19 protein-coding genes are annotated in these 22,838 nt (G+C 30.2%); 7 read left to right on the forward strand and 12 right to left on the reverse strand.

Features of this window, described 5'->3' with window-relative positions; all coding sequences use genetic code 11:
- Positions 1-458 precede the first annotated feature (458 nt).
- From HOO91_09335 to HOO91_09345, 3 genes are all read right to left on the reverse strand, one after another.
- Positions 459-1,715: a site-specific integrase gene (locus HOO91_09335; GenBank protein NOU17747.1), complete on the reverse strand. Its 1,257-nt coding sequence runs from the start codon at positions 1,713-1,715 to the stop codon at positions 459-461.
- A 438-nt stretch (positions 1,716-2,153) separates the two neighbouring features.
- Positions 2,154-3,626 (reverse strand): hypothetical protein, encoded by a 1,473-nt coding sequence (locus tag HOO91_09340; protein NOU17748.1) that lies wholly within the window; start codon positions 3,624-3,626, stop codon positions 2,154-2,156.
- Between the two features lie 30 nt (positions 3,627-3,656).
- The gene (locus HOO91_09345) at positions 3,657-5,177 is read right to left on the reverse strand and encodes a TolC family protein (GenBank protein NOU17749.1); all 1,521 of its coding nucleotides are present in this window, start codon (positions 5,175-5,177) and stop codon (positions 3,657-3,659) included.
- Between the two features lie 154 nt (positions 5,178-5,331).
- On the opposite strand from HOO91_09345, the gene HOO91_09350 reads away from it, so the two are divergent.
- From HOO91_09350 to HOO91_09380, 7 genes are all read left to right on the forward strand, one after another.
- Positions 5,332-6,555, forward strand: coding sequence for a histidine kinase (locus tag HOO91_09350; protein ID NOU17750.1), 1,224 nt, complete (start codon positions 5,332-5,334; stop codon positions 6,553-6,555).
- 2 nt (positions 6,556-6,557) lie between these two features.
- Positions 6,558-7,928: a sigma-54-dependent Fis family transcriptional regulator gene (locus HOO91_09355; GenBank protein ID NOU17751.1), complete on the forward strand. Its 1,371-nt coding sequence runs from the start codon at positions 6,558-6,560 to the stop codon at positions 7,926-7,928.
- Between the two features lie 129 nt (positions 7,929-8,057).
- Entirely contained in the window at positions 8,058-8,486 is a 429-nt protein-coding gene (acpS, locus tag HOO91_09360; protein ID NOU17752.1) for a holo-ACP synthase, read from the forward strand.
- An 8-nt stretch (positions 8,487-8,494) separates the two neighbouring features.
- Positions 8,495-9,211 (forward strand): ABC transporter ATP-binding protein, encoded by a 717-nt coding sequence (locus tag HOO91_09365; protein NOU17753.1) that lies wholly within the window; start codon positions 8,495-8,497, stop codon positions 9,209-9,211.
- Between the two features lie 14 nt (positions 9,212-9,225).
- Positions 9,226-10,788: an ABC transporter permease subunit gene (locus HOO91_09370; GenBank protein ID NOU17754.1), complete on the forward strand. Its 1,563-nt coding sequence runs from the start codon at positions 9,226-9,228 to the stop codon at positions 10,786-10,788.
- Positions 10,788-12,206, forward strand: coding sequence for an ABC transporter permease subunit (locus HOO91_09375; GenBank protein ID NOU17755.1), 1,419 nt, complete (start codon positions 10,788-10,790; stop codon positions 12,204-12,206). The genes HOO91_09370 and HOO91_09375 overlap by 1 nt, the downstream gene beginning before the upstream one ends.
- 29 nt (positions 12,207-12,235) lie before the next feature.
- Positions 12,236-12,676, forward strand: a complete 441-nt coding sequence (locus HOO91_09380; GenBank protein NOU17756.1) for a hypothetical protein — start codon at positions 12,236-12,238, stop codon at positions 12,674-12,676.
- A 65-nt stretch (positions 12,677-12,741) separates the two neighbouring features.
- Here HOO91_09380 and HOO91_09385 read toward each other — a convergent pair whose 3' ends face one another.
- From HOO91_09385 to HOO91_09425, 9 genes are all read right to left on the reverse strand, one after another.
- Positions 12,742-12,981 carry an acyl carrier protein gene (locus tag HOO91_09385; protein ID NOU17757.1) on the reverse strand — a complete coding sequence of 80 codons (240 nt, stop codon included), beginning with the start codon at positions 12,979-12,981 and terminating at the stop codon, positions 12,742-12,744.
- The gene (locus HOO91_09390; protein NOU17758.1) at positions 12,978-14,891 is read right to left on the reverse strand and encodes a DUF1611 domain-containing protein; all 1,914 of its coding nucleotides are present in this window, start codon (positions 14,889-14,891) and stop codon (positions 12,978-12,980) included. Before HOO91_09390 ends, HOO91_09385 begins: the two co-directional genes overlap by 4 nt.
- A gap of 8 nt (positions 14,892-14,899) precedes the next feature.
- The gene (locus tag HOO91_09395; GenBank protein ID NOU17759.1) at positions 14,900-16,303 is read right to left on the reverse strand and encodes a radical SAM protein; all 1,404 of its coding nucleotides are present in this window, start codon (positions 16,301-16,303) and stop codon (positions 14,900-14,902) included.
- 528 nt (positions 16,304-16,831) lie between these two features.
- On the reverse strand, positions 16,832-17,002 hold the full coding sequence (locus HOO91_09400) for a hypothetical protein (GenBank protein ID NOU17760.1): 171 nt from the start codon (positions 17,000-17,002) through the stop codon (positions 16,832-16,834).
- A 202-nt stretch (positions 17,003-17,204) separates the two neighbouring features.
- Positions 17,205-17,366, reverse strand: coding sequence for a hypothetical protein (locus tag HOO91_09405; GenBank protein NOU17761.1), 162 nt, complete (start codon positions 17,364-17,366; stop codon positions 17,205-17,207).
- A gap of 24 nt (positions 17,367-17,390) precedes the next feature.
- On the reverse strand, positions 17,391-19,340 hold the full coding sequence (locus tag HOO91_09410) for a hypothetical protein (GenBank protein ID NOU17762.1): 1,950 nt from the start codon (positions 19,338-19,340) through the stop codon (positions 17,391-17,393).
- The gene (locus HOO91_09415; GenBank protein ID NOU17763.1) at positions 19,341-20,231 is read right to left on the reverse strand and encodes a hypothetical protein; all 891 of its coding nucleotides are present in this window, start codon (positions 20,229-20,231) and stop codon (positions 19,341-19,343) included.
- A gap of 58 nt (positions 20,232-20,289) precedes the next feature.
- Positions 20,290-21,069 (reverse strand): helix-turn-helix transcriptional regulator, encoded by a 780-nt coding sequence (locus HOO91_09420; protein NOU17764.1) that lies wholly within the window; start codon positions 21,067-21,069, stop codon positions 20,290-20,292.
- A gap of 188 nt (positions 21,070-21,257) precedes the next feature.
- Positions 21,258-22,802, reverse strand: a complete 1,545-nt coding sequence (locus tag HOO91_09425; GenBank protein ID NOU17765.1) for a glycosyltransferase — start codon at positions 22,800-22,802, stop codon at positions 21,258-21,260.
- Positions 22,803-22,838 lie beyond the last annotated feature (36 nt).

Here is a 22,838-nt window from a genome sequence, read left to right on the forward strand (position 1 = left end):
AACTTAAATAGTTTTACCGCCCATAAAGTAATGATACAATGAAAACAATACTGATTTAAATCTATCTTTTACATTACAAAACAGCAGGAGGGGTGTTAAAAATAATAACATAATTAACGTGAGTTCTATGTAAGCATAATATATTGATTCTCAGCTTACCATTAGATTGTTGCTTTGTCATGCTGAACGAAGTGAAATCCGAAGGATTCGCTGAAAGCAACCATCTGTTTTATAAACAATTAGATCCTTCGCTTCGCTCAGAACCGAGCTTGCGAACCGAACGTAGTGAGCTCAGCGGAGCTAATTCGGCGCAACTAATGACACCTTACATCGAGCTGACGTTAAAATAATGAATTAGGCGGTTAGGTATTAAAATACGGAGAACCTTCTTTGAGTAAATTCACTAAAGCCACGCCCATACTATCTACCCGATGAGAAAGTAAGAAATAAGCAAAATTTTACAATATTGCGTTACTGGCTTCGTCTAGCACATCATTTGCAAAACTATCTAAGTAGATTTGAGTAGTCCGTTCGCTATCATGCCCCAATGCTTCGCTAATAATTGAAGTGGAGACACCACTCCTTTTCATAACGGTTGCATAAGTATGACGTGCTACATAGGTCGTTAGGGGTATACTCAACTTTGCTTCATTACCAATAACTTTTAAATCCTTATTGGTCTGTCCCAAAACTTTATGCAATCTATTATTTATGCTTTCTTGAGTTTTATGCTTATCCTCGTCCAAAATCGGAAATATATAACTTTTATCGCCCCTATAGAATTTCTGCTTATAGTAACTAAGAATTTCTAATGCTGGTGCAAGGAGCAAAACATTGTAGGGTTTATGAGTTTTTTGTCTAATATAACCTAATCTATTATCCTTTATATTTTTCCACTTTAGCATCGCCATATCTACAAAATTTAATCCTCGGCAGTAGTAGCTGAAAAGGAATAGGTTTTTTGAGCGTATTTTCTGAGCATCATCCTCTAAATCAACACCCTTAATTTTTTCAATTTCATCTCTCGTAATAGCTCGTTTGGCGGTTTTAGAGCTTAATGAGGCAATTTTATAGCTGTTGAAGGGATACATCTCTATTTTGCAAACCTTTTCTTGTATTGCTCTATTAAAAACGGCTCGTAATGAACGCATGTAAAACGATATTCCATTTCCAGTAGCACCCTTTGAAAGAAAATAGTTCTCATACTTTTTTAGAAAAGAATAGGTTATCTCTTTAAAAACTACATCCGTTTTGTTTTGCTCAGTAAGGAATGTTTCAAAAGACTTCCCCAAGTCTTTGTAGCATTTAGCTGTACCTAGATTCCCCAATCGCCTTTTCTCTTCAACAACTTTGTCAATAAAACTTAGAACAGAATGTTTTCCAACCGATTTTGCCCTGAGCATTTCTTCCTTTACCTGCTCCGAAGAAATTACATTGTCATCGGCGATTAAATCCTTAATGACTTTATTGGCATCATTGAGTTTTTTCAATAAAAGTTCATTGTTCCTTTCATGATCCTTTGCTTTTTGCAAATCTTCGGCTTTACGATAATTTGTTCTAAAGCGATTCTCCTTAGAATCCCAATCTTTTTCAGTACAATTAAAGCCAGTCTTGATATACCGAGGTTTTCGGTCTTCAATTACTCTGATAAAAATAGGAGATTCTCCATCTTTATTGGTTTGATAACTCCAAAATACTATTTTTGCTAGTCCCACAGCTTAGAGTTTGAGGGTCGCTTGACGAATTGTTACTAAAACATTACTAAAACAAAGTAACATATTTAAGATTAAAAAAACAAATTTTAGCAAAAAATAAATATTTTAAAATATTGATATACAGATTTATAAAATTATTGCAAAATTTCACAAAATGAAAAATAGCAGCTTCCCAAGCTGAGGGTCGCGGGTTCGAGTCCCGTTTCCCGCTCATCCGAAAAGAGATCCACCATTTAGGTTGATCTCTTTTTTATAAACATGCTTAAAACCTAATTTGCCAAAAATTTTAAATGCAAATTAGCATAACTAATTTGCATTTATAGAGTCCGTTAAAAGACTACTCTAACAATTGTTGATTTTTTATCCTGAACACCTAAAATACACAAAAATCTATTATGTTATTGAAAATAATTCTTTTATAACACTAAGGGCAATAGATTAACGTTTACTAATTTTAATTCCAAAAATTACAATCCCAACAATTAATCCAATAAGTAAAACAATTAGAACAATTATCCATAATACTTGGGTTTTAGCCTCAATTTGTATTCTCACCGTTTTATCATCAGAATCAACACGTCGATTATCAGCTAAAGCTTCCGTTTTAATTTTCACTTCTTGAGCTCCAACACCCTCATCTTTTGCAGGAATTATCGAAATATCAACCTCAACTTCTTTGTTTGGTTCCAATTCTTTTATTAATTCAGGATTAACATTTGAGTGCCAATTAACAGGCATATCTAATAGTACTTTAATATTATCCAAACGACGCGTACCTGCATTACGAATGACAACCTTCATATTTACACTATCGCCAATCTTTATTTCATGATACAAATTAGGGGCATTTACCTCTATTTTTCCTTTTCCTCTTGGAATAATTTCAAGTTTCTCTTTCCCTCCAAGAATATTTTTTATTTCGCTTTCCGAAAATATTTGATTGTTTTTCTCTACAATTTTATTGTATTCAGCATTAGTTAGTACTGCACAGTAAAATGTAATAGGTTTATCCATTACAATAATATCATCATCCCTATCAGGTAAATATACCTTTAGAGATAATTTTTTTGTATTAACACCTTGTAAAAATTTAATCTGCGATACTTTCGATTCAGCATCAAGTATATCATATGTTATTTGTTTGGGTAAATTTAGAATCATTATTCTATAGGCATCATCGTCAGATGAGAACTTTTCTAATGATAGATCGTAAGTGGCTTGCGAACTTAGATCTGCTTCTTGCGAAAACTGTGTTGAACTAATATCAATTGAGTTGATACTGGCATCTTTTTCTAAATAAATATTTTTCTGATCCTTTTTGCCGTTGTAATTTAAAACAACTTGTAAATTTTCCATATCTTTTAATAGTTCAAAATCAGCAATGGCTTCATTTCCCATATCAATAGATGGAATCCTATATTCATAAGGAGAACTAATAGTTATTTGATCGGCAATGTTAACAAGTGATACAAATACATTATATATTTTCCCAGAACGCATTTCAGGTGAAAATACATCAAAATGATCTTTAAACTGATTTAGATACTCTTGATTGCCTTCTATTGCACTTTTTACAGTAACCTTGACTCGCCTATTACCCTTTGCATCTTGATATTTTGTTGCCTTTTCAACAATTATATATGATTGTACAGAAATCAATCTAAGTAATAACTTTTGATAGTCAACTTCTTTACTTAAAAGCTCATTCTTGCTTTGGTTAAAATCATTCAGTGATATTGCCCTCTCATCTAACAGTTTTTTATTATTTTCGAATTTCTGTTTGGCTATTTCGTAATCAGCTCTTGTCTTTTTTAAATCCAGAACAATAGTTGCTTCGTCTTGTGAGAAACACAAACACCATGCGAAGAGCATTGATGATGTTAATATTAGGATTCGAACTATTTTATTCATATTTTTATTATTATTCATTCTTATTGTACTTTATTCTAATGGTGCTATATAACTTCTATAATTTTGAAAATCCCACATGGTTTTTCTTTTCAAATCAGCTAATGCCATTTGATAAGTGATATATGCATTTAAATATTCTAATTGCACTTGCGAAAGTCTTTCTTGCTCTACAGCCAACTGCTGACTTGTAAGCTCTCCATTCGAAAACCTAAGTTGACTTATTTTATAACTTTTAGCTGAAACTTCCTTGTTTTTTTCATAAATATTCAGCCTACTTCGACTTTCCTCGACAGTACGCACGATATCGCGAATTTCCTTTATAATTGTGTTCTTTGTATTTTCAAGAACTAATTTCCTCTCTTCAAGCCTGCAATTTTCTCTTCTGTATAGAGATTTAGATCTACCCCAATCAGAAATAGGAATTGCTATTGAAAATACGATGCTCCTGTTCGGTGGTCTCACTTTGATATTGTCTATTGAAGAATTATACAATTCGCTTAAAGATCCCTTATTCAATGTACTCACTCCCGTAAGATCGTAGTACGCTGATATTTTACCCTGTATCCTTCCTTCCCGTTTTGCTCTGTCAGTCTGTATTTTTTGTAACTCAATATCAAATTGCGCTTCTGACAATTCAAGTCTATTAAGCAAACCTTGATTAATAGCAGTGTTTAAATCAATTTTGTAAATATCATATCGTAGGTCTGTTACAATTGTAATATTTCTATCTATTTCCAATCCTATCAACTGTTTAAAATTATCCTTCTCTCGATCAAGGATGCTACAAACCTCAGAGTATTTAGTCTTATTTTGTGCTTTTGTTATCTCGGCAATCAATAAATCTCCCTCGGGTATGTTCCCTGTTTCATATTTCAATTTTGCAATCCGAAACGACTCCTCTGAATTTTTCATTTTTTCGTTTGCAATATCTTTTTCCATACTTGCACGATATAAGTTATAAAAACCAAAGCTTACATTATATATAATATCCATTTGGGCCCGTGTATATATACAATTCGATTTTTCATATTGAAGTTCAGCCTCTTTCAAATCCTCTTTCAATCTATTTTTAGTAAATAAAGGTTGCTCCAAACTTATCACAAATCGATTATATACATCATTAGTGTTAAGTTTTTTATAATTCATACCAGAGAATGCTGTTGATATATATTCTCGATATGAATAAGAGGTAAAGGCTAAATTACCTCCTGTGGGCAAAGTGTATGTAAATTTAAGATTTCCCCCAACTTGCATCGATCCAATTGAATTATATACAGGCAATGTATCTGCCTGTTGAATTTCAGTTACGGACTCAGACCAAGCAGGTGCAAACAGATTCAAATCGAGTCGAGGTTTGAAAGTCGCTTTATAAAATGAGAAATAATGCTGCATGGACTGTTGATTCGATTTAAACAATTTTATCGTATAACTTTCTTTTAATGCAATTTTAACGGCATCATCAAAAGTGATTAATAAGGTATCTTGTCCAAATATTTTAATGGAAAAGCCAATCAACACAATAGTTATGATAATTTTTTTATTAGGAATCATTTTTATACTTTTAGCATATTGCATAGCAAGAGACTTGCCAAAACACATTTGTTTTATATGTTGCTATATATTAATTGCTTATGTGATTTATTGCAAAATCAGTCCCTGTGTTGCATTTCACAATTTGAGTAAAATTACCCATTTAGGTTAACAAATGACTTCTCGACTCTATAAAATATTTGGGGGAAAAAATGATTTTTCTTTTAAGAATTTTTTAAAAGAATTCAACCGATCTATTTCTATAATAACTGATAAAGACTTACTGATTAACAATATTTTATCCAAACTTAAATATATAACGAGAGCCGAAAATATTCATTTATTTTTGCTTAATCCAGATATTAACAAATATGAATTTTATATCAGCTCAAACTATACACAGGGTATTACATCCATTAAACTAACACCAATCTCGCATATTATCAGGTGGCTTTTGATAAATGAAAAGCCAATGTTTTTAAGCAAGTACCTATTCCCATTAGAGGAGGATGAAAAGGAGTTATTCGATAATTTACACGTTAAGGTTTTATTCCCATTAAATGTGTTGGGCAAGTTAAATGGAGTGCTTTTTGTGTGTGGAAACATCAAAACGGAAGGAGAAATAAAAGAAAACATCGATCTAATCTCGATAACAATAGATCAGGCTGCAATGGCTTTTGAAAATGCTTTGTTATATGAACAGCAAAAAGACAGGTTGAAAAAAATGTATCGGGCAGATCAATTATCTGTTTTAGGTCAACTCGCCGCTGGAGCAGCACACGAAATTAGAAATCCCTTAACCATTATTAGGAGTACAATTCAGTTTCTAAAAGATGAGATACAAAACAAGGAAATGGTTAGTGAACTTATTGAAGAGGTTGATAGAATAAATTCCATTATTCAAGGCTTGCTAAATTTTGCAAAGCCAGCTCAACTTAATGTAGAAACAACTTCTCTTGAAACAATAATAACTCAATCTATTTCATTAGCTCGAACTACGGCAAAAAATAAAATTGACATCAAATTCATCAATAATTGTAAAAATTCTGACATTCACGCTGATGCCTCACAATTAAAACAAGTATTCTTAAACTTACTTCTAAACTCCATTGATGCAGTATCAGATAAGGACAACGGTTTCATTGATATTATTCTAGACATACAGAATCAGAACGAAAAGGGTATCAATTTTTTAGTCGTAAAAATAAAAGATAATGGGTATGGAATACCTGAAGAAAACTTAGAGAAGTTGTTCATCCCGTTTTTTACAACAAAAGCAAATGGCACAGGTTTGGGATTGTCTATCTGTTATGGTATAATAAACAGGCATGGTGGTGAAATCGAAATACATAGTAAAGAAAACTTAGGTACTACTATAAATATAAAACTCCCGCAATAATGATGAGTAGAAGTATTATGCTGGTTGACGATGAGGATAAACTTAGAAACATATTATCTAAGGTATTAACTAAGGAAGGCTATAAAGTATTAGCCGTTGGCAATGGTCATCAAACCTTAGAATTATATCCCTCCTTTACTCCTGATTTAATGATTCTAGACTATAAAATGCCTGGTATGACAGGGATAGAGTTAATGAACAAGATAAAAGAATCGAATCCAAACCAAACCTTCCTGTTTTTAACAGCATTTGGTAATGTGTCGCTTGCGGTTGAGGCAATAAAAGAGGGTGCTTATGATTTTATCGAAAAGCCCTTTGATAATGATCGGCTTTTACATACCATACACAAGGCATTAGAAAACAATGAATTAAAAATTAAAATAACCACCTTAAAGAAACAATTATTCGAAAAAAGTGCTTTTGATAATATTATTGGTAACAGTTTTAAAATTCAGCAAGTATTCTCACAGGTAAACAAAGTTGCCGAAACTAATGCTACCGTACTGCTTACTGGTGAAAGTGGTGTAGGCAAAGAACTTGTTGCTAAGGCCATTCACAATACTAGTTTTAAAAAAAATGGTACATTTATAGCCGTAAACTGTGGTGCTATTCCCATTCACTTAATGGAAAGTGAATTTTTTGGCTATGAAAAAGGAGCTTTTACAGATGCTAAAGAATCAAAACCGGGTCTATTTGAATTAGCCAATGGAGGCACTTTGTTTCTTGATGAAGTAGCGGAACTTACTCTTGAAGCCCAAGTTAAATTATTAAGAGTACTTGAAGAAAAAAAAATTTTCAGGCTCGGGGGCAAAAAAACAATTCCTGTGGATATGAGAATTATCTCTGCAACTAATAGAAATATTGAAGAAAAAGTTAAAGATGGAAGTTTTCGACTGGATTTACTGTACCGTTTAAATCTTTTTACTATCACAATTCCTCCGCTGAGAGAAAGAAAAGATGATATACCCCTTTTGGTTGATTACTTTATTACAAAACACAATGGCACACTTAACCTCAAAATAAGCAACATATCAAAAGAAGCGATTGAAACCCTTATGAATTATTCCTGGCCTGGTAATATAAGAGATCTTGAAAACGCCTTGCAAAGCGCAATGATATTGTGTTGCGAAGGGGTCATAACAAACGCCCATTTACCTTCGCGCGTTAAGGGATATGTGCAATTGAATGAGCAAAATGATTTGTCATATATTACTCCAACAATTCTAGGCAAAAAAGAAATAAGTCCCGAATTAGAAAAAGAAATAATTACTGATGCATTAATTAAATGTAAGCATCACAAATCAACAACGGCTAAACTACTTAATATAAGCAGAAAAACCCTATTCAATAAAATGAAAAAATATAATTTATAAATACCCATTTACTCAAAACAGGTATTACTTATTACCCAAAGTGAGCAACGACAATTTGTGTGTTGTTTGTAAAATACAGATTAACTGCATATTATTAGAAACTTTCCACATGGGCATATTTTTTGACTTATGATAATTGGAATTGGAGTTGATATTGTTGATGTAAACTCATTTACTGAATCATTCAACAGAAGTGAAAGGTTTAAGCAAAAGGTTTTTACCCAAAATGAGATTGCTTATTGTGAAAGTAGACCTAATAAGTATCAACATTATGCTGTTCGCTTTGCTGCCAAAGAGGCAGTAATGAAAGCCATTGGAACTGGTTGGAATAAAGGCATACAGTGGAAGCAAATTGAAACAATAAATGAGATAATAGAAGTTGAGCAACATCAAAAAAGCGATAAGAATGTTGATGCGAAAGGGGGAAAACCAGAAATAATATTAAGAGGAAAAGCATTAGCAATAACAAGTAAAATCGGGATTAATAAAATATTTATATCATTGTCGCATAGTGAAAAACAAGCTATTGCATTTGTTGTTTTAGAAAATTGTAAATAATATATAATATGCTACAAGCCAGCAATTTAACCAAACGTTACGAAGACGGGAAATTAGCATTAGATTCTTTAAGCCTGGAAATTAAAGATGGTGAAATTTTTTTCTTATTAGGTGCTAATGGGGCAGGAAAAACAACAACCATTAATTTGTTCTTAAATTTTATTGAACCAACTGACGGCAATGCATTAATCAATAATATAGACATTATGAGAGAACCATTAGAAGCTAAAAAACATGTTTCTTATGTTTCTGAAAACGTAATGCTATATGGAAACTTTTCTGCAAGACAAAATCTCGATTTTTTCGCCAAACTTGGCGGTAAAGAAAATTTAAAAAAAGAAGACTATTATCGCCTGTTCAATGAGGTTGGTTTGCAGGAAGAAGCATATGAGCAAAAACTCAAAACCTTTTCAAAAGGCATGCGACAAAAAGTAGGATTGGTTATTGCTATGGTAAAAGATGCAAACAATATTCTTCTGGATGAACCAACATCTGGCTTAGACCCGAAAGCCGCAGGCGAATTAATAGAAATTTTGAAAAAAGAACGAAATAGAGGAAAAGCCATTTTAATGTGTACTCATGATATTTTTAGAGCCCGAGAATTGGCCGATAGAGTAGGTATAATGAAAGAAGGTCGATTAATAAAAGTTCTCACTCATCAGGAGTTTATTAACGAAAATATTGAAAAGTTATATATTGAATTTACAGAAGGTAAGGAGAATTAAAACTACGATTATCAATGATGTTAACTTTAATTAAAAAGGAAATTAACCTTTGTCTTTTAGAGACAAGAATTCAAATTTTATTGATTACGGTATTTAGTCTTACCTTTGTAGTTACAATTCTAGATTCTTACGAATACAAAGATAAATTTGAAAAATATTTGACAGAACGTAATAGCTCTGTTGATAACCTTAAAAAAAATCAAGTTTATGCTACTATTAAACCTAAATTACTAAAAAAGCCATCAGAATTATCAATAATTTCAAAAGGTGTTGAAGACGATATGGGTGATTGTGTTGATTTTGATTATATGAACATTCCATACACCGCCTATAAAGTTAATAAAACTAACGATTATACAAGTGAATTTACAAACTTAGACATATCTAAAGTGTTGATATGGCTAATTAGTTTAATATCAATATTTATATCTTATGATTTGGTGTCTCGTGAAAACGAATCAGGAACTCTTAAATTAAATTTAGTAAATAAAATTTCGAGAAATAGCCTCTATTTGTCAAAATTTATTGCCGCATGTCTATTAATATTTTTTATTATAACATCGATACTTTTCATCATTTCTTTAATATATATAATTTCACCTTGGCTAATTATCAATTATGAAATTTTAAGTCGTTTCTTATTCCTTTTTATAACATTATTTCTATTTTCCCTTTTCTTCATCACTGCAGGTTTGTTTTTTTCTGTAATTTCAAAATCCTCAGTTCAATCATTAGTTTTTTGTCTAACATTATGGGTAATACTAACTATTGTAATTCCTAGTTTGATCAAATTAACTATTGGGAACACTAATTTCACTACAGAAAACAAAAAAATACATGCAAGTCAAAATGAAATAATGCAACAATATTGGTCGAAAAACGATGAAGCATGGACAAATTACTTAAATCCTTTAATCAATGATTTGAAATTTTGTACTTTCGGAGGAAGTCCTGGTTGGGAGCCTGTTTTGGGGGCTAATCCTGCAACAAAAGAAGCAATTATTAAATATTATGCATTATTGAATCCGCTCAAAGAGAAAATAGCTAATACGAAATATGAAATTGCTAATAGAGAAATAATAGTACCACTTAAAAAGAAGTTAAAAAAACTTTATACACTTTCTTATCTTTCTCCAATTACTTCTACAGACATAATTTTGATGAATATCTCGAATACCTCATACGAAGATCATTTCAAATTTCTAGATGATGCTCGGGTTTATAGAGATGCCGTTCTTAAATATGTACAAAGTAAGAATGGCATTTATTCAACAAGATGGTTTACTCCAGAAAATGATTATTATCCTTTTAGTGCAAATCACCCTCTTTGCCCAACTAACGTTTACAAGCTAACAAAGACAGAATTAGCAAACCTAAGTAAATATTACCAAGGTGTAGAAAATAATAGTGATTTTATTCTTGACTTGGGAGATTTCCCCCAATTTAAATCTCCATTTAGGAATTATTCAGACTTTATTCAAGATATCTGGTTATACTTTGTTGCTATTTGCATGCCAAGTATTATTTTGCTAGCATTAGGTTTTAGTTTTATGAATAAATATAATTTAGATAAATAATGAAATATATTTTTTATAAAGAAATTCAGAACCAAATCAAAGATAGTAGGTTTTATATAATTATTACTATTTTCCTTGTCCTATCCATTTTAAGTGGGGTAATTGAGTCTTTTTACTTTAAAGAGAATAATGAAATTTACAAACAGTTAAATGAAGAATATCACAAAGAATTAAAAGATAATTCTTATTCATTGCAAAGCATCGCTTTTATGAATCACCTAGCGATAAAAAAAACGTTTCCTTACACTTTTATTGTTGGTGCAAATGCGAATAATTTTCCTAATTATTCAATTGTTTTTTTACCAGAAATTTTTTTTAGAGGTGATTATTATCAATACATTCCTAAAAAATCACTGAATGAACATATCCCTATTTTCAAGTTTTTCAGATTGGATATTTGTTTTCTGAATGAAATATTACTGTCTTTTTTAATTATATTATTAGTTCATGATAGCATTTGTAAGGAAAAGGAAGAAAAAACTATAAGTTTAATTTTAAGTAATAGTATTCCTAAATATAAATTATTACTTGGGAAAATTTCTGCAAGTTTTATCACAATATCAATTTCTTTTATTCTTGGACTTGTTTTACAACTTTTAATAATAGTTTCTATTAATAACATACCTATATCAAATAATTTACTATTTGATTATTTACTTTTTATTCCCATATCCTTTTTATATATATTGTTATGGATACTAATTACTACTTTTGTTTCTATTTTTTCAAAACAATCAAACATAGCATTGTCATATTTACTGATAGTATGGATTGCCTTCGTTTTTGTAATACCTTCAATAGGAAAAATAATTGTTTCATATAATAATAAATTAACTAGTTCGAAAGAAATTAGTCTTGGTTTCGAGACTATTGAGAAAAACATGTTTGACGAAGCCAAATTACATAATGGCGGATGGAGAGGAGGCAATATTAAAGCAAATGAAATAGACAATCATATTTATGAACGAAACTTCTCTCCAATATATCTAAAATACATGGATAAAAGTAATGAATATCAAAATTTCATTATAAAAAAACAAATAGATCAATTAAAATACATCTACAATATTTCATCTGTTTCACCATCTTTTTTATATAGGCGATTATGTGAGTCAATTTATGGGGTTGGAATTAAAAATCATTATAGATTTCTTGAAGATTTGAAAAATTATAGGAATAGGTTGAAAATCGAAATAGCATCTATTGATGCCAAAGATTTAGACTCATTCCATTTCTTATTTCTCCCTAATTACATGTCAAAGAAAAACTTAGATCCAAAACTGATCTCAGAGTTTAACTTTAATAATTGTACTACCCAAGAAGATTTCGAGTATATTTCTCTTTTTATTCTCCTTTTTGAGGTTATTATTATGTTTCTTATTATTTACACTTTTTTCATTAAATATGATCCGCGATAAGAATAATCAAAAATTTAAAAACCTTAACTATGAAAACAACAATTGTATTTCAAATTATTTTTCTTGCTTTACTTTTATCTTGTAAACCTACTAACACAAATGAAAAGCAGACAGGAGAAGATTGGTGGGGACCAATTATTAGTAAACATAAAATAGAGAAATACTCATTTAATAACTATAAAAATTATTTGGAAATATCTAAAGATGGTAATAGTATTAGTGCTGATAAGGTTGAATTAAAAAATGCAACATTGATTATTAATGAAGGCAATTGTTACTTAATAGCAACCGCTTCAATAATATATAAGACAAGAAAAGATAGTTTATATTTTGTTATTAACGGTTTTATTGATAAATTTAATAAAAAGGATTCATCCATTAAATCAATAGAACACTGGGAATCAGACACCCTGATTATTAGATCTAACAAGGAACAAAGTGAGATTTTGAATAAAATACTCCTCAAATAATAAAATTTCTAGGGTGAAGTCGCATGTGAAAGGGATACCAGCTTAGGTACTCTTAACTAAAAGGTTTACAAATGCTTTAAAATTCGAGTAGTAATTACATTATAGTCCATAAAAAAATCGATATCAATTTCTTCATCTTCAAACTCTATATTAAATTCATCTTCAATTAAACAGACAAATTCAAGGGCTTGGGCCGATTCACTTAAAATATAATGAAGAATTTCATTGTCATCAGAACATGAGTTATCTCCTAATATATTTTTAGCCAATGAAACTATTTTTGCTTTGATTTCTAGATCATTCATTTTGAAAATGCATTTTCAATTACATCGAGAATAAATTTGTCATTATTCTTATCCATAATATTAATAACAGGGAGGCCTAATGTATTTTGAAGTTCCTTCATTTTTTCATACATTTCATTTTCTTCAAGAAATTTATGCTCTCCAACCACTTTGTCTTTATTTATAGTTTTATAGTTTCTTTCCCAAGGAGTCATTACAAAAAAAAGAATCTTGGCTTTTGAATAAATCTTAATACATTGTATCATGTTATTTATTAATTCAACCGTATCCTGAGGATTAATAGCACAAATAATAGCATCCGGTAATACACCAACTAAATAATGAAGTGATGATAAAAGGCCTTCTCCTGTATATTCCTCAAATGAATAACCTCTCGGTAAAAACTTTCCTTGAGTCCCGCTCACTATAATATGTGGTCTATTATATCTTTCAATTCCTTTCATAACGGTACTAATGTACCTACCCCATAAATCTTCATTTACAGTAACAGTCGTCTTATGTCCATATGGAAAAACAAACTCTGAGCCCAACAATATTCCTTGAGGTTCTGTCGATAAATGGGATAATTTATATCCATCTCTGGACATAACTTCCATAATTCGCAATTGTGTTGTTATTTTTCCTTGCTTATTACTTGTTCCAACAACCAATATTACGGGTACATTAACATTTGGAAGATGCCTGAATTGCATTATTTCATCAAATGATTTCTGAGTTGCCTTAGGCAGATATAAAGTTCCCGTATAATTCAATTTGAGTTTTAAAATTTGTTTTTTTATATAATTATATACATTAAAATCCCATGTAATAATGTTTTTATTTAGTTTTAAAGCACTTTCGATTAGTTTATATCCAAAAAGAATGTTTGCATCAAATAATTGATCCAGAAAATATCCGACAACAAGCGTGTCAAACATAGCAAAATCTTCCTCTTCAATACTCTTTTTTACTAAAAATTCATTGCTAATAGATTGATTAAAGAAATTAAAACGTCTTGGGTAATCATAGCATATTGAAATATTGCATGGACATAAACTCCTGAAATTAAGGATTGTGCTAAATTCTTTTTCACAAATGGGAAAAAGGGCGATATTTTTTGCAAAATCTAAACGATACTTTGAAGTAAATAATCTTTCTCCTAGATCATCAATGTTTGTATCCTTTTTATGAAAATAAAATCTTTCAGTGGTCGGTGCATATTGAAGGATAGTAACTTCTTTATTGGAACCTTCCTTCAGAGAATGATACAATTGTTCATTTGTTATATTACAATTGTTCGTATCCATAAGTCGTTTTGCAACCAAGGCACTAAAATGGGCTGTTGCAAAACTTGTCCCAGATGTAATTCTGTAACCTTTATTTGTCCATGCTAAGCGTTGTGTAGTTCCTTTTGCAATAAATACGTCCCCATCTTCGTCGTATCCATATTCCCCTTTGTTTTGGATATATCCAGTAGTCACACCAAATACAAAAGGAAAACTAGCAGGGTATGTATCAAACCCTGGCATATTTTGATGAGCGGCACAGATAATGACCCCTTTATCAAAAGCTTTTTTACATATATCATGCAGCTTATGATAGGGAGTTTTACTTGCAATTCCCATACTGATATTTAGTATCTTTATCTCCTCATGAGAAATGCACCATTCAATTGCAGCTATTAATAAATCTTCGGTAATATTTTGATTATAAGAAGAAAGTTTTACGGCCACAATTTCAATATCAGGAATTTGCTGATGAATAATACCTGCAATTGCAGTACCATGTCCACTTTCATCGGCAAATTCATTAGCCAATATTTCAATCTTATTATTATCTTTCTTTAGAGTAATGCCTTCTATTCGACAATTTTTAATTCTTGGGTGATCCCTATCTATTCCACTGTCTATTACTCCAATCTTGATTCTCATTTAAATTATTATTTTTTTAAAAACATAATATCAGGATTTTCAGAATATTTTAAATATTGAGCTTTTATTCCTTCTTCAATTGAACCGTCCTTATAAATACATTTTGCAATTTTATTATGGTGCTGAGGACAACTAATATCGCCACACACTGGTAAATATTTGCAAATATCGCACCCAGATACGGAAATACGATTATAATTTAATGAGAATCTATATTTCTCAATATCGAATTCTTCTGAAATACTCTGTAACCTTGTATTTACATCATTAACATCCTCCCAACACTTATGTGTAAAACCATCAGCATCTATACAAAAATTATATGGTGAAATTATTGACCAGCAATCTTCAAAACTTGGTTTTTCAACTTGAAATATTAACCTTCCATGGTTAACATTGTTTTTAGAAGCCCAATCGTTAAAAAAATCAAACTTCATTTGGCGTAATTTTTGGTAATATATATTAAATTCCTTATTAGGAATCCTACATGAAGTATCAATTTCATTCGCTTGCGGGTAGGTTCTCAATAATGAAGGGGAAACATTAATATTTTTATAACGCTGAGGCCAAATTCCATAGGATTTTAAATCTTCTAATAACTCGCCAAAACTATCCACAACTTCTTTGTCCGTATTTACACGGATAGTCACTCTCATTCCATCTGGGATTTTGGCAATATTTTCTAAAATCCTTTCATAATTTTTTTCATTCTTGTTTTTTAATGGCCTATTTTTATTATGAACATGCTTTGGCCCATCTATTGTAATCTGAGCCCAATTAACATTGTTTTTCTGAAGCATTTCCCATGTTTCATCAGTTAGCAGAATACCATTTGTAATTATATCCGCTTTGTATTCCATTCCGTTTTTTTTAGCAAAAGAGATAAGTTGGGGAGTAAGAGATTCTATTACATTCTTTCCAATTAATGGCTCTCCACCATACCATGTAATTCCAAATCCTCTCCAATTTTTAATTGGGGAATTCTTAATTACGCTCTCAAGAAAAATAATTAGTTTGTCCATGCTATCATTGCTAAAAACACTACTGTTTTTCGTAAACTCATAACAATAAGGGCATTCCATATTACAAGCATTTGTGGTAGCCAGAGTTAATACAATGTTTGCATCTTCAGAATAAAATAATCTATTGGTTCTTTCAATATATTTTTCTTTATATAATTCAATTTCATCTAACTCCGATGAAACTAAATATCCCCTTTCTCGTAAATTATCATATAAGGATTGATATTTATCAATTTCTGTAATATTAATAGTACCATCAATCAACTCTTTAATAAAATGACCTTCGTTTTCATTTAGAGCAATTAAACCGCCCGTACAAGTATTAAATAATAAATATTCATTTAATTCTGGCACAGGAATCAAACAATTGTAATAACTACTTTTATACATATTGAAATTTTTAAATAAAGCTTAGTGTTTGTCACACTAAGCTTTATCTGGTTATTAATTAAAAGAGTAATTCATCTTCTCCACTCATGGAGCTATTAGGGTTTGTATTTGAACACCCTCTGACAGAGTCACAACAAACCTTATTACATCCAGATGAACAAGATTCATCTAGAAACATCATTAGCTCATAGTTGTTTTCTAATGAAACTGGTTTTACTAATTCTTTCATAATTTTTCCTCCAATTACAGTTTTTAAAATAAAATATCATCGCCTTCAACTGAAGTATTTGAGTAAGTACGACAATCACAAGCCCTATTGCATGTATCACGACCACTACATACAGTTTCACAATAAGAATAAACACTATCTGTGTTTTTCATTTCTTCATTGTTTGGTTTTACAAGTTCTTTCATATTTTTTCCTCCAAATTAATTTGTTAAAATATATTATCCTTTTCTTCTACTAATAGTTTTGATAATCCCTATATCAATCAATAATTACCGTAATATATTATGAATAATTAATGATTAAAATATTATATCGCCCTCATCATCTAAGGAAGTATTTGAGGCACCACCAGTACAATACTTATTGCAATTTTGCCTCCAAACATTTCCATCACAGCACGATGATTCACTTAAAAAATAAATTGATTCATTAGCTGCTTCTAGTTTATTCGATTTTACAAGTTCTTTCATATTCAAAAGTTTTAAAAGTTAAAATAGAATATCATCTTCATTATCTAATGAATTGTTTGTGGCACCACCCCGGCAGCCCCTATTAGCAACGTGATCACAGCTTGAGCAATCAACCTCACAATAAGGTTGAAGTATTTTGTGCTCAGATTCAAAATTGTTTGGTTTTACAAGTTCTTTCATAATTTTTCCTCCTAGTTTTTAGTTAAAAAATAATGTCATCTTCTAAACTACCTGAACTATTTGTAGTTCCTCTATCACTACAAACTTTGTTACAATTATAACGGCAATTGCATGGACCTTCATCAAAAAGTTCCATAATTTCGTATTCCTGTTCAAACGAAATTGGTTTTACTAATTCTTTCATAATAGTTAATTTAAATTGTTAATATTAGTTTAATAAAAGGCCTTTACAAGCTTTAAGCAATTTGTCGTTATATGGGATTAAGTCAAACACACTGCCACGTGTTATCCATATATCAGGAGATAATCCTTTATTCTCAATAATTCCTACATTTGAATGATATATTTTGGGCGTTAAGCAATCTATGCTAAAGTAAGCTCCTGAAGGAAAAGTAATACCAAACCTACTTTGAAGAGCCCCACATGTTCTTGAAGATCCCATAAATATTGCTTTTGAACAATTACGCATAGCTTGAATAAAATCTTCTGAAGCACATGCTGTATTTTCATCACCAATTATTACAACCTTAATTGAAGCAGGGATTCTGAAATTGCAATTTGGATTTAATACTAATGATTCGAATTTTGAGCTATCAATTAAACTCATAGCATGGTGATAAACTGATGGTTTGTCGATAAACATCGAAAATATTTGCATCCCATCCGAAGATGAACCGCCAGGGTTACCGCGTAGATCAATTATTAAACCCTTACATTTTAATATCTCATTGTAATGATTTCTAAATCTAAGAAATACATTTCCATCCATACGATTAGCCCTAAAATAGGCAATACTTTCATTTAATATTTTAAAATCACAATGTTTGGGTTTAAAATTTTCTGGCACTCTAAATTTCTTATTATAAAATAACGTTACATATGATGTTTTTTTAAATTCCTTTCTTGATTTATACCCTAATATACAACTATCTTGTTTAGCACGATTTAAAAGGGATGTAATTGTACTGCTTCGTTTCCTCTCGGTAATTCCAATTTTACTTTTCGACAAACTATCGATAAGAGTTTCAATAGGAATATTGTTTACAGATACAATCTCATCACCTAAATGAAGTTTTTTACAATAAGTACTATCAAAAATTGCAGCAACCACAACCTTACCATTTATTTCGAAAAGCCTAACAGGAGAATTAACTAACTCATCATTATCTCTGGAGGGAGGTTCAATAAAGAGATGCCCATCATTGAACTCCTGAATAAGAAATGTTGCTATTGCTTTTGTAAATGTTTTTGTTGAACAAGTATCTTGATATTTTACACATAATTTAGAAAATTCATTTCTTATATGGCTTTTATTAATCCTCCTTTCAGAATAAAAAGGGTAAACATCAATTAAATTGAATATAAAACTTTTAATCAATCTATTTTCTTTACTAACATTATAATCCTTGCATACAAGATCAAAATAATTTGAGAACTTCTCTAACTTATAAGTTTCTTCGGTTGAAAGTAAAATGTTATTATTAGGAGTATAAAAACAATTTTTAGTCAAAATAGTATCAGACCTGCCCTCTGTTCCTAGTACTTTATCCAAAAAAGGATGAATACACTCTTTGTTTATTTGTTTACGATTTCCAATTAATAATTCTCCAAATATAAAATCAAACGGTTCATGTATATTACTAATTGTTGCATCTATTTTAATTGAATCTATTATTGAAAAAAGTAAAGAATCCTTTGCAGACTCCTCGTAAAACCAATCATTTACAAGTTCATTTTGAGGAGGTTGGTATCCATCTTCTGTAATCAAGAAGTCTTTCGAATACCATTTATTGTTTAAATATGTATGAAATAAAATATTATAGCTTTTAACATTTTTAGTATATACCTTTTGGTACAAAAAAGTAGAGTTTTTAATATTCATTATTCTTGGGTTCAATCTCTTTATCCAAAGAATTAAAGAATTATCTTTATGAAAATCTGAGAGTTTGGAGGTTATCCTGCAACCTGTTGTCAAAGAAGAATCTAAATCACTATAATAAACAAAAAACAAACCACTATCTTTTTTTATGTTACTGTCTTGCTTGATAGAATACATAATATTTAGTATAGAATCCTGTTTATAAACAGCCTTCCATTGAGCATTAATCTCACTGAATTGTAAAAAGCAAAAAACAAATATTACTAGTAGTTTTGTCATTTATTTTATGTTCTCAACGTTATTAACCTCAATCTTGAAATGATTATTCAAATGTTGAAGTAATGTGTCCTCAATATATTTCCATTGATCATCAGGTGTATAGCCACTATATCTTGAACGGCATATTGAAATAATTGAAGGTTTCACACTCTTTGTTATAATGTTGTTTACGAAATTTTCAATCCTAACTAAAATCTCATTTTCTGAAACCCTAAATTCATTAGGGTATATCTCACGATAATTATTTAAGACATAAAAATATTTTTCGCCTTTTATTTCTGCATCAACTTTTCCTATCCCGAAATATCTTAATCTATGATAATTATTTTTCTTGAAATTGTCATATTCTTCTTTCGTTATCTCAAGGTATAATTCATTTAATTCATTCGGATTACCAGAGCATGAAAAATAATCTAGATCTATATCCAAAACAACTCTTTTTTTGGAAGGAACTGTTTGAATTGGTTCAAGGTGATAATCAAAAAAAACTCTATCAGGATCTTCTTTTATTTCTTTCAAATCTTTTACTTTTCCAGACATTAACCTCTTTCCTGCTTGATTGTATGATCTAACATACATCTTAGTACCCTTTGTTTTTTCTACACGATGTTTTTGCCTTATCCAGTAGACTTTATTAAATATACTTTTATATACCGCAGGTATTATAAAGCCCGCTATTCCAAGCTCTGAATACGTAAAATCTTTAATTTCTTGAATATCCCCATTCAACTCATGGATTGATCTATTAAATCGTGGAGTCCCCATATCGGAATGCTCATCCACATGAAAAAGTATATTTTCCCTTGGGGGTATTATGCCATGTTGTATTGCATAGTTCCATACAATAAAGGCCTCGTGATGTTCTTCAATGATGAAAGCAGGTATTGACATAGTTATTCTAAAATTTATATACAAATATGTGACTTATATTAATGGTATTCATCCAGACTTATTTGATATCTATTACGCTTTCTTGACTACCTATACCAACCCCTCTCACAATCCCTTTATTTCTAAATTCAGAAGGTGATTTGCCAAATACCCTAATAAAACACTCAATAAATCTCTGTTCATTCGTAAATCCCGACAAGTTTGCAATTTCTTTAATTTTCAAGCCGGTCCTCTTTAAAAGTTCAACAGAATGCATTACTTTAAAATACATCAACAATCGTTTAGGAGAACAAAGTTTGTTCTTTTGAAATTCTCGCGAAATTGTACTTTCGGTTACTCCTATATAATCAGCAATATCAGTAATAGTAAAAATGTTAAGATAATTTTGCTCTATAAAAGCTAGTATTTTTTGCATATTCATTGGGTGATTTTCAATAAAAATAGAAAATTTAGTTAGTGTTATCTTTGTATTATGAATGTTTGAAAGTTTGCTGTCAAGAAGATTCAGTTCTGAGTATGCAAGTACTTCTTTCACATTACAAGTTCCAAGAAAATGTGAAGTTCTGTAACTAGGTTCCTTTAAAATGGCTATACTGTAAATATTTGGAAAACTAGCCCCAATATAGTTTAAGATAATATACTCATCTGTGGTTTGTTCAAAGTTTATATACAACAACAAGATATCAAAATGGTATTTTGTAAGTTTATAACGTATTTTTGATAATGTGCTTACAAAGTGACATTCATATCGCGTTAAATAAGGTTTAAAAATATATTCATCATTGTGATTACAAATTATTAAAGAAATATTTTTTCCCATTCTGTCAATATTATCCATCGTGTATATAGTATAGGTTTGGGTCGTTAATAATTATTAAAACAATCAGATATAAAAGTGAATACCTCCATCTGATTTTCTATTTGCATGTTAAGTTTGCTTTTGCCTCTTATAATCTAACTAAAAATAATTAAACACTTTTAATTGTGTTAATAAGTCCAACTTAATTCGAAATTTAAAAAGACATACTATGTCGTTTCATTTATTAGAACCTTATTAATTTCTATTTCTTGAAAAAAACTAAAATAGTTTTGTACATTTTTATCCCATGAGAAATCTTGTGTCATTGCATTTTTTTGTATTTGTTCCCAGATATCCCGATGGTTCTTATAAATTTCGACTACTTTTTTAGTTGTAAACAACAGGTCTTTCCTACTAAAATTATTCATATAAAAGCCTGTTGGTATGTTATTTTTCTCAAAATAACAGTTAATCGTGTCTTTAAGTCCCCCTACTGGATTAACAATGGGTACTGCTCCAAAAGCCATAGAGTACAACTGAACTAATCCACAAGGTTCAAATAATGATGGTAATAATACCACATCAGCAGAGGCCAAATATAGGTGAGCATCCTTTTCATTATAATATGGGTTATAATAAAATGATTCAGTAAATTTTTGGCTTATTAAAGTCAACGCTTCGTGAATTTTTCCATTTAGTCCGCCTGCTGGAGCACCATATATAATGAATTTAGATTCTAGGTCAAGGAATTTCTCAAAAAAAGCTGTTGCTGCATTTTGATCTTTATCATAAGCATCATAAAACAAATTGATACCCTTTTGCTCAGAAAGTCTGCACATATATAGTATCAAAGGAGTATCCTTAATATTTTCAGATTTAAATCCACAATTTTTAAAAACTTCCTTTTTGAATTTTATTTTTTTATCTTTAGAATTGATGTTAAAATTATCTTTTAAATAAGGGCTATTTGAAGGGTGCCATATTTTGTAATCTGCCCCATTTAATAATCCCACAATCTTTTTTTCACTTTGAGATACAAATTTTAAGTTTTCATGCGGTAAATTGCCATCTGTCAGTTCTTTTGCATAATTTTCGCTCACAGTCAAAATTGAATCCGATTGATTAATAGCCAACCCGAGCATTGTTGCAAACCCATATCTATTATATAAATCTCTGATAAGCAAAAGGGTTTCTTCTTCCAAAAAAGGTAAAACATCTTCAAAAATATACCCTTGATAACCATAATTATGGATAAGGATAAAACTTAAAATATTACGACTACAACTAGTTTTAATTGTTTTTAAAATTGAAGGGTATGCGAATACACCAGCTGCATGCCAATCATGGCAAATTATATGCATTACATTTGGGATTCGAAGTTGTATCAACTTTAATACGGCCTTTCCAAAATACAAGAAAATAATGACAGAAGATAAGTTTTTATATGGGTTATTTCCATTTAATGAGCTAAAACCAAAATTGCAAAAGACATACTCATCTTCCATGTTAAGGAAATAGTATTCTACATGGTTTTTTGTAAGATAGTAGTATTTGAACTTATACTCAACCCCTTGAAATTCAACAAAAAAATCATTTGATATATAATTATTAAAATGACTCATCATTCCTTTATAATAAAAAGAAATAACTACATTACTGTATTCCTTTGATAAGTATTGAGGTAAAGCAGAAACAACATCACCCAAGCCTCCATTTTTATAGAAAGGAGCAACCTCATAAGCAATGTGTATAATCTGTTTTTCTTTTTCCATTTCTTATAAACTATACAAAATATACTATTTTTATTA

Source organism: Bacteroidales bacterium, from assembly GCA_013141385.1.
Lineage (GTDB): Bacteria > Bacteroidota > Bacteroidia > Bacteroidales > Tenuifilaceae > UBA8529.

What these genes read in the sequence shown, in the direction of transcription:
- HOO91_09375 (NOU17755.1), top strand. Translation starts at nt 10,788, where the DNA reads ATGAAATATATTTTTTATAAAGAAATTCAGAACCAAATCAAAGATAGT.
- HOO91_09415 (NOU17763.1), bottom strand. Translation starts at nt 20,231, where the DNA reads ATGTCAATACCTGCTTTCATCATTGAAGAACATCACGAGGCCTTTATT.
- HOO91_09405 (NOU17761.1), bottom strand. Translation starts at nt 17,366, where the DNA reads ATGAAAGAATTAGTAAAACCAATTTCGTTTGAACAGGAATACGAAATT.
- HOO91_09355 (NOU17751.1), top strand. Translation starts at nt 6,558, where the DNA reads ATGAGTAGAAGTATTATGCTGGTTGACGATGAGGATAAACTTAGAAAC.
- HOO91_09420 (NOU17764.1), bottom strand. Translation starts at nt 21,069, where the DNA reads ATGGATAATATTGACAGAATGGGAAAAAATATTTCTTTAATAATTTGT.
- HOO91_09340 (NOU17748.1), bottom strand. Translation starts at nt 3,626, where the DNA reads ATGAATAAAATAGTTCGAATCCTAATATTAACATCATCAATGCTCTTC.
- HOO91_09350 (NOU17750.1), top strand. Translation starts at nt 5,332, where the DNA reads ATGACTTCTCGACTCTATAAAATATTTGGGGGAAAAAATGATTTTTCT.
- HOO91_09365 (NOU17753.1), top strand. Translation starts at nt 8,495, where the DNA reads ATGCTACAAGCCAGCAATTTAACCAAACGTTACGAAGACGGGAAATTA.
- acpS (NOU17752.1), top strand. Translation starts at nt 8,058, where the DNA reads ATGATAATTGGAATTGGAGTTGATATTGTTGATGTAAACTCATTTACT.
- HOO91_09425 (NOU17765.1), bottom strand. Translation starts at nt 22,802, where the DNA reads ATGGAAAAAGAAAAACAGATTATACACATTGCTTATGAGGTTGCTCCT.
- HOO91_09410 (NOU17762.1), bottom strand. Translation starts at nt 19,340, where the DNA reads ATGACAAAACTACTAGTAATATTTGTTTTTTGCTTTTTACAATTCAGT.
- HOO91_09385 (NOU17757.1), bottom strand. Translation starts at nt 12,981, where the DNA reads ATGAATGATCTAGAAATCAAAGCAAAAATAGTTTCATTGGCTAAAAAT.
- HOO91_09390 (NOU17758.1), bottom strand. Translation starts at nt 14,891, where the DNA reads ATGAGAATCAAGATTGGAGTAATAGACAGTGGAATAGATAGGGATCAC.
- HOO91_09370 (NOU17754.1), top strand. Translation starts at nt 9,226, where the DNA reads ATGATGTTAACTTTAATTAAAAAGGAAATTAACCTTTGTCTTTTAGAG.
- HOO91_09395 (NOU17759.1), bottom strand. Translation starts at nt 16,303, where the DNA reads ATGTATAAAAGTAGTTATTACAATTGTTTGATTCCTGTGCCAGAATTA.
- HOO91_09400 (NOU17760.1), bottom strand. Translation starts at nt 17,002, where the DNA reads ATGAAAGAACTTGTAAAATCGAATAAACTAGAAGCAGCTAATGAATCA.
- HOO91_09345 (NOU17749.1), bottom strand. Translation starts at nt 5,177, where the DNA reads ATGATTCCTAATAAAAAAATTATCATAACTATTGTGTTGATTGGCTTT.
- HOO91_09380 (NOU17756.1), top strand. Translation starts at nt 12,236, where the DNA reads ATGAAAACAACAATTGTATTTCAAATTATTTTTCTTGCTTTACTTTTA.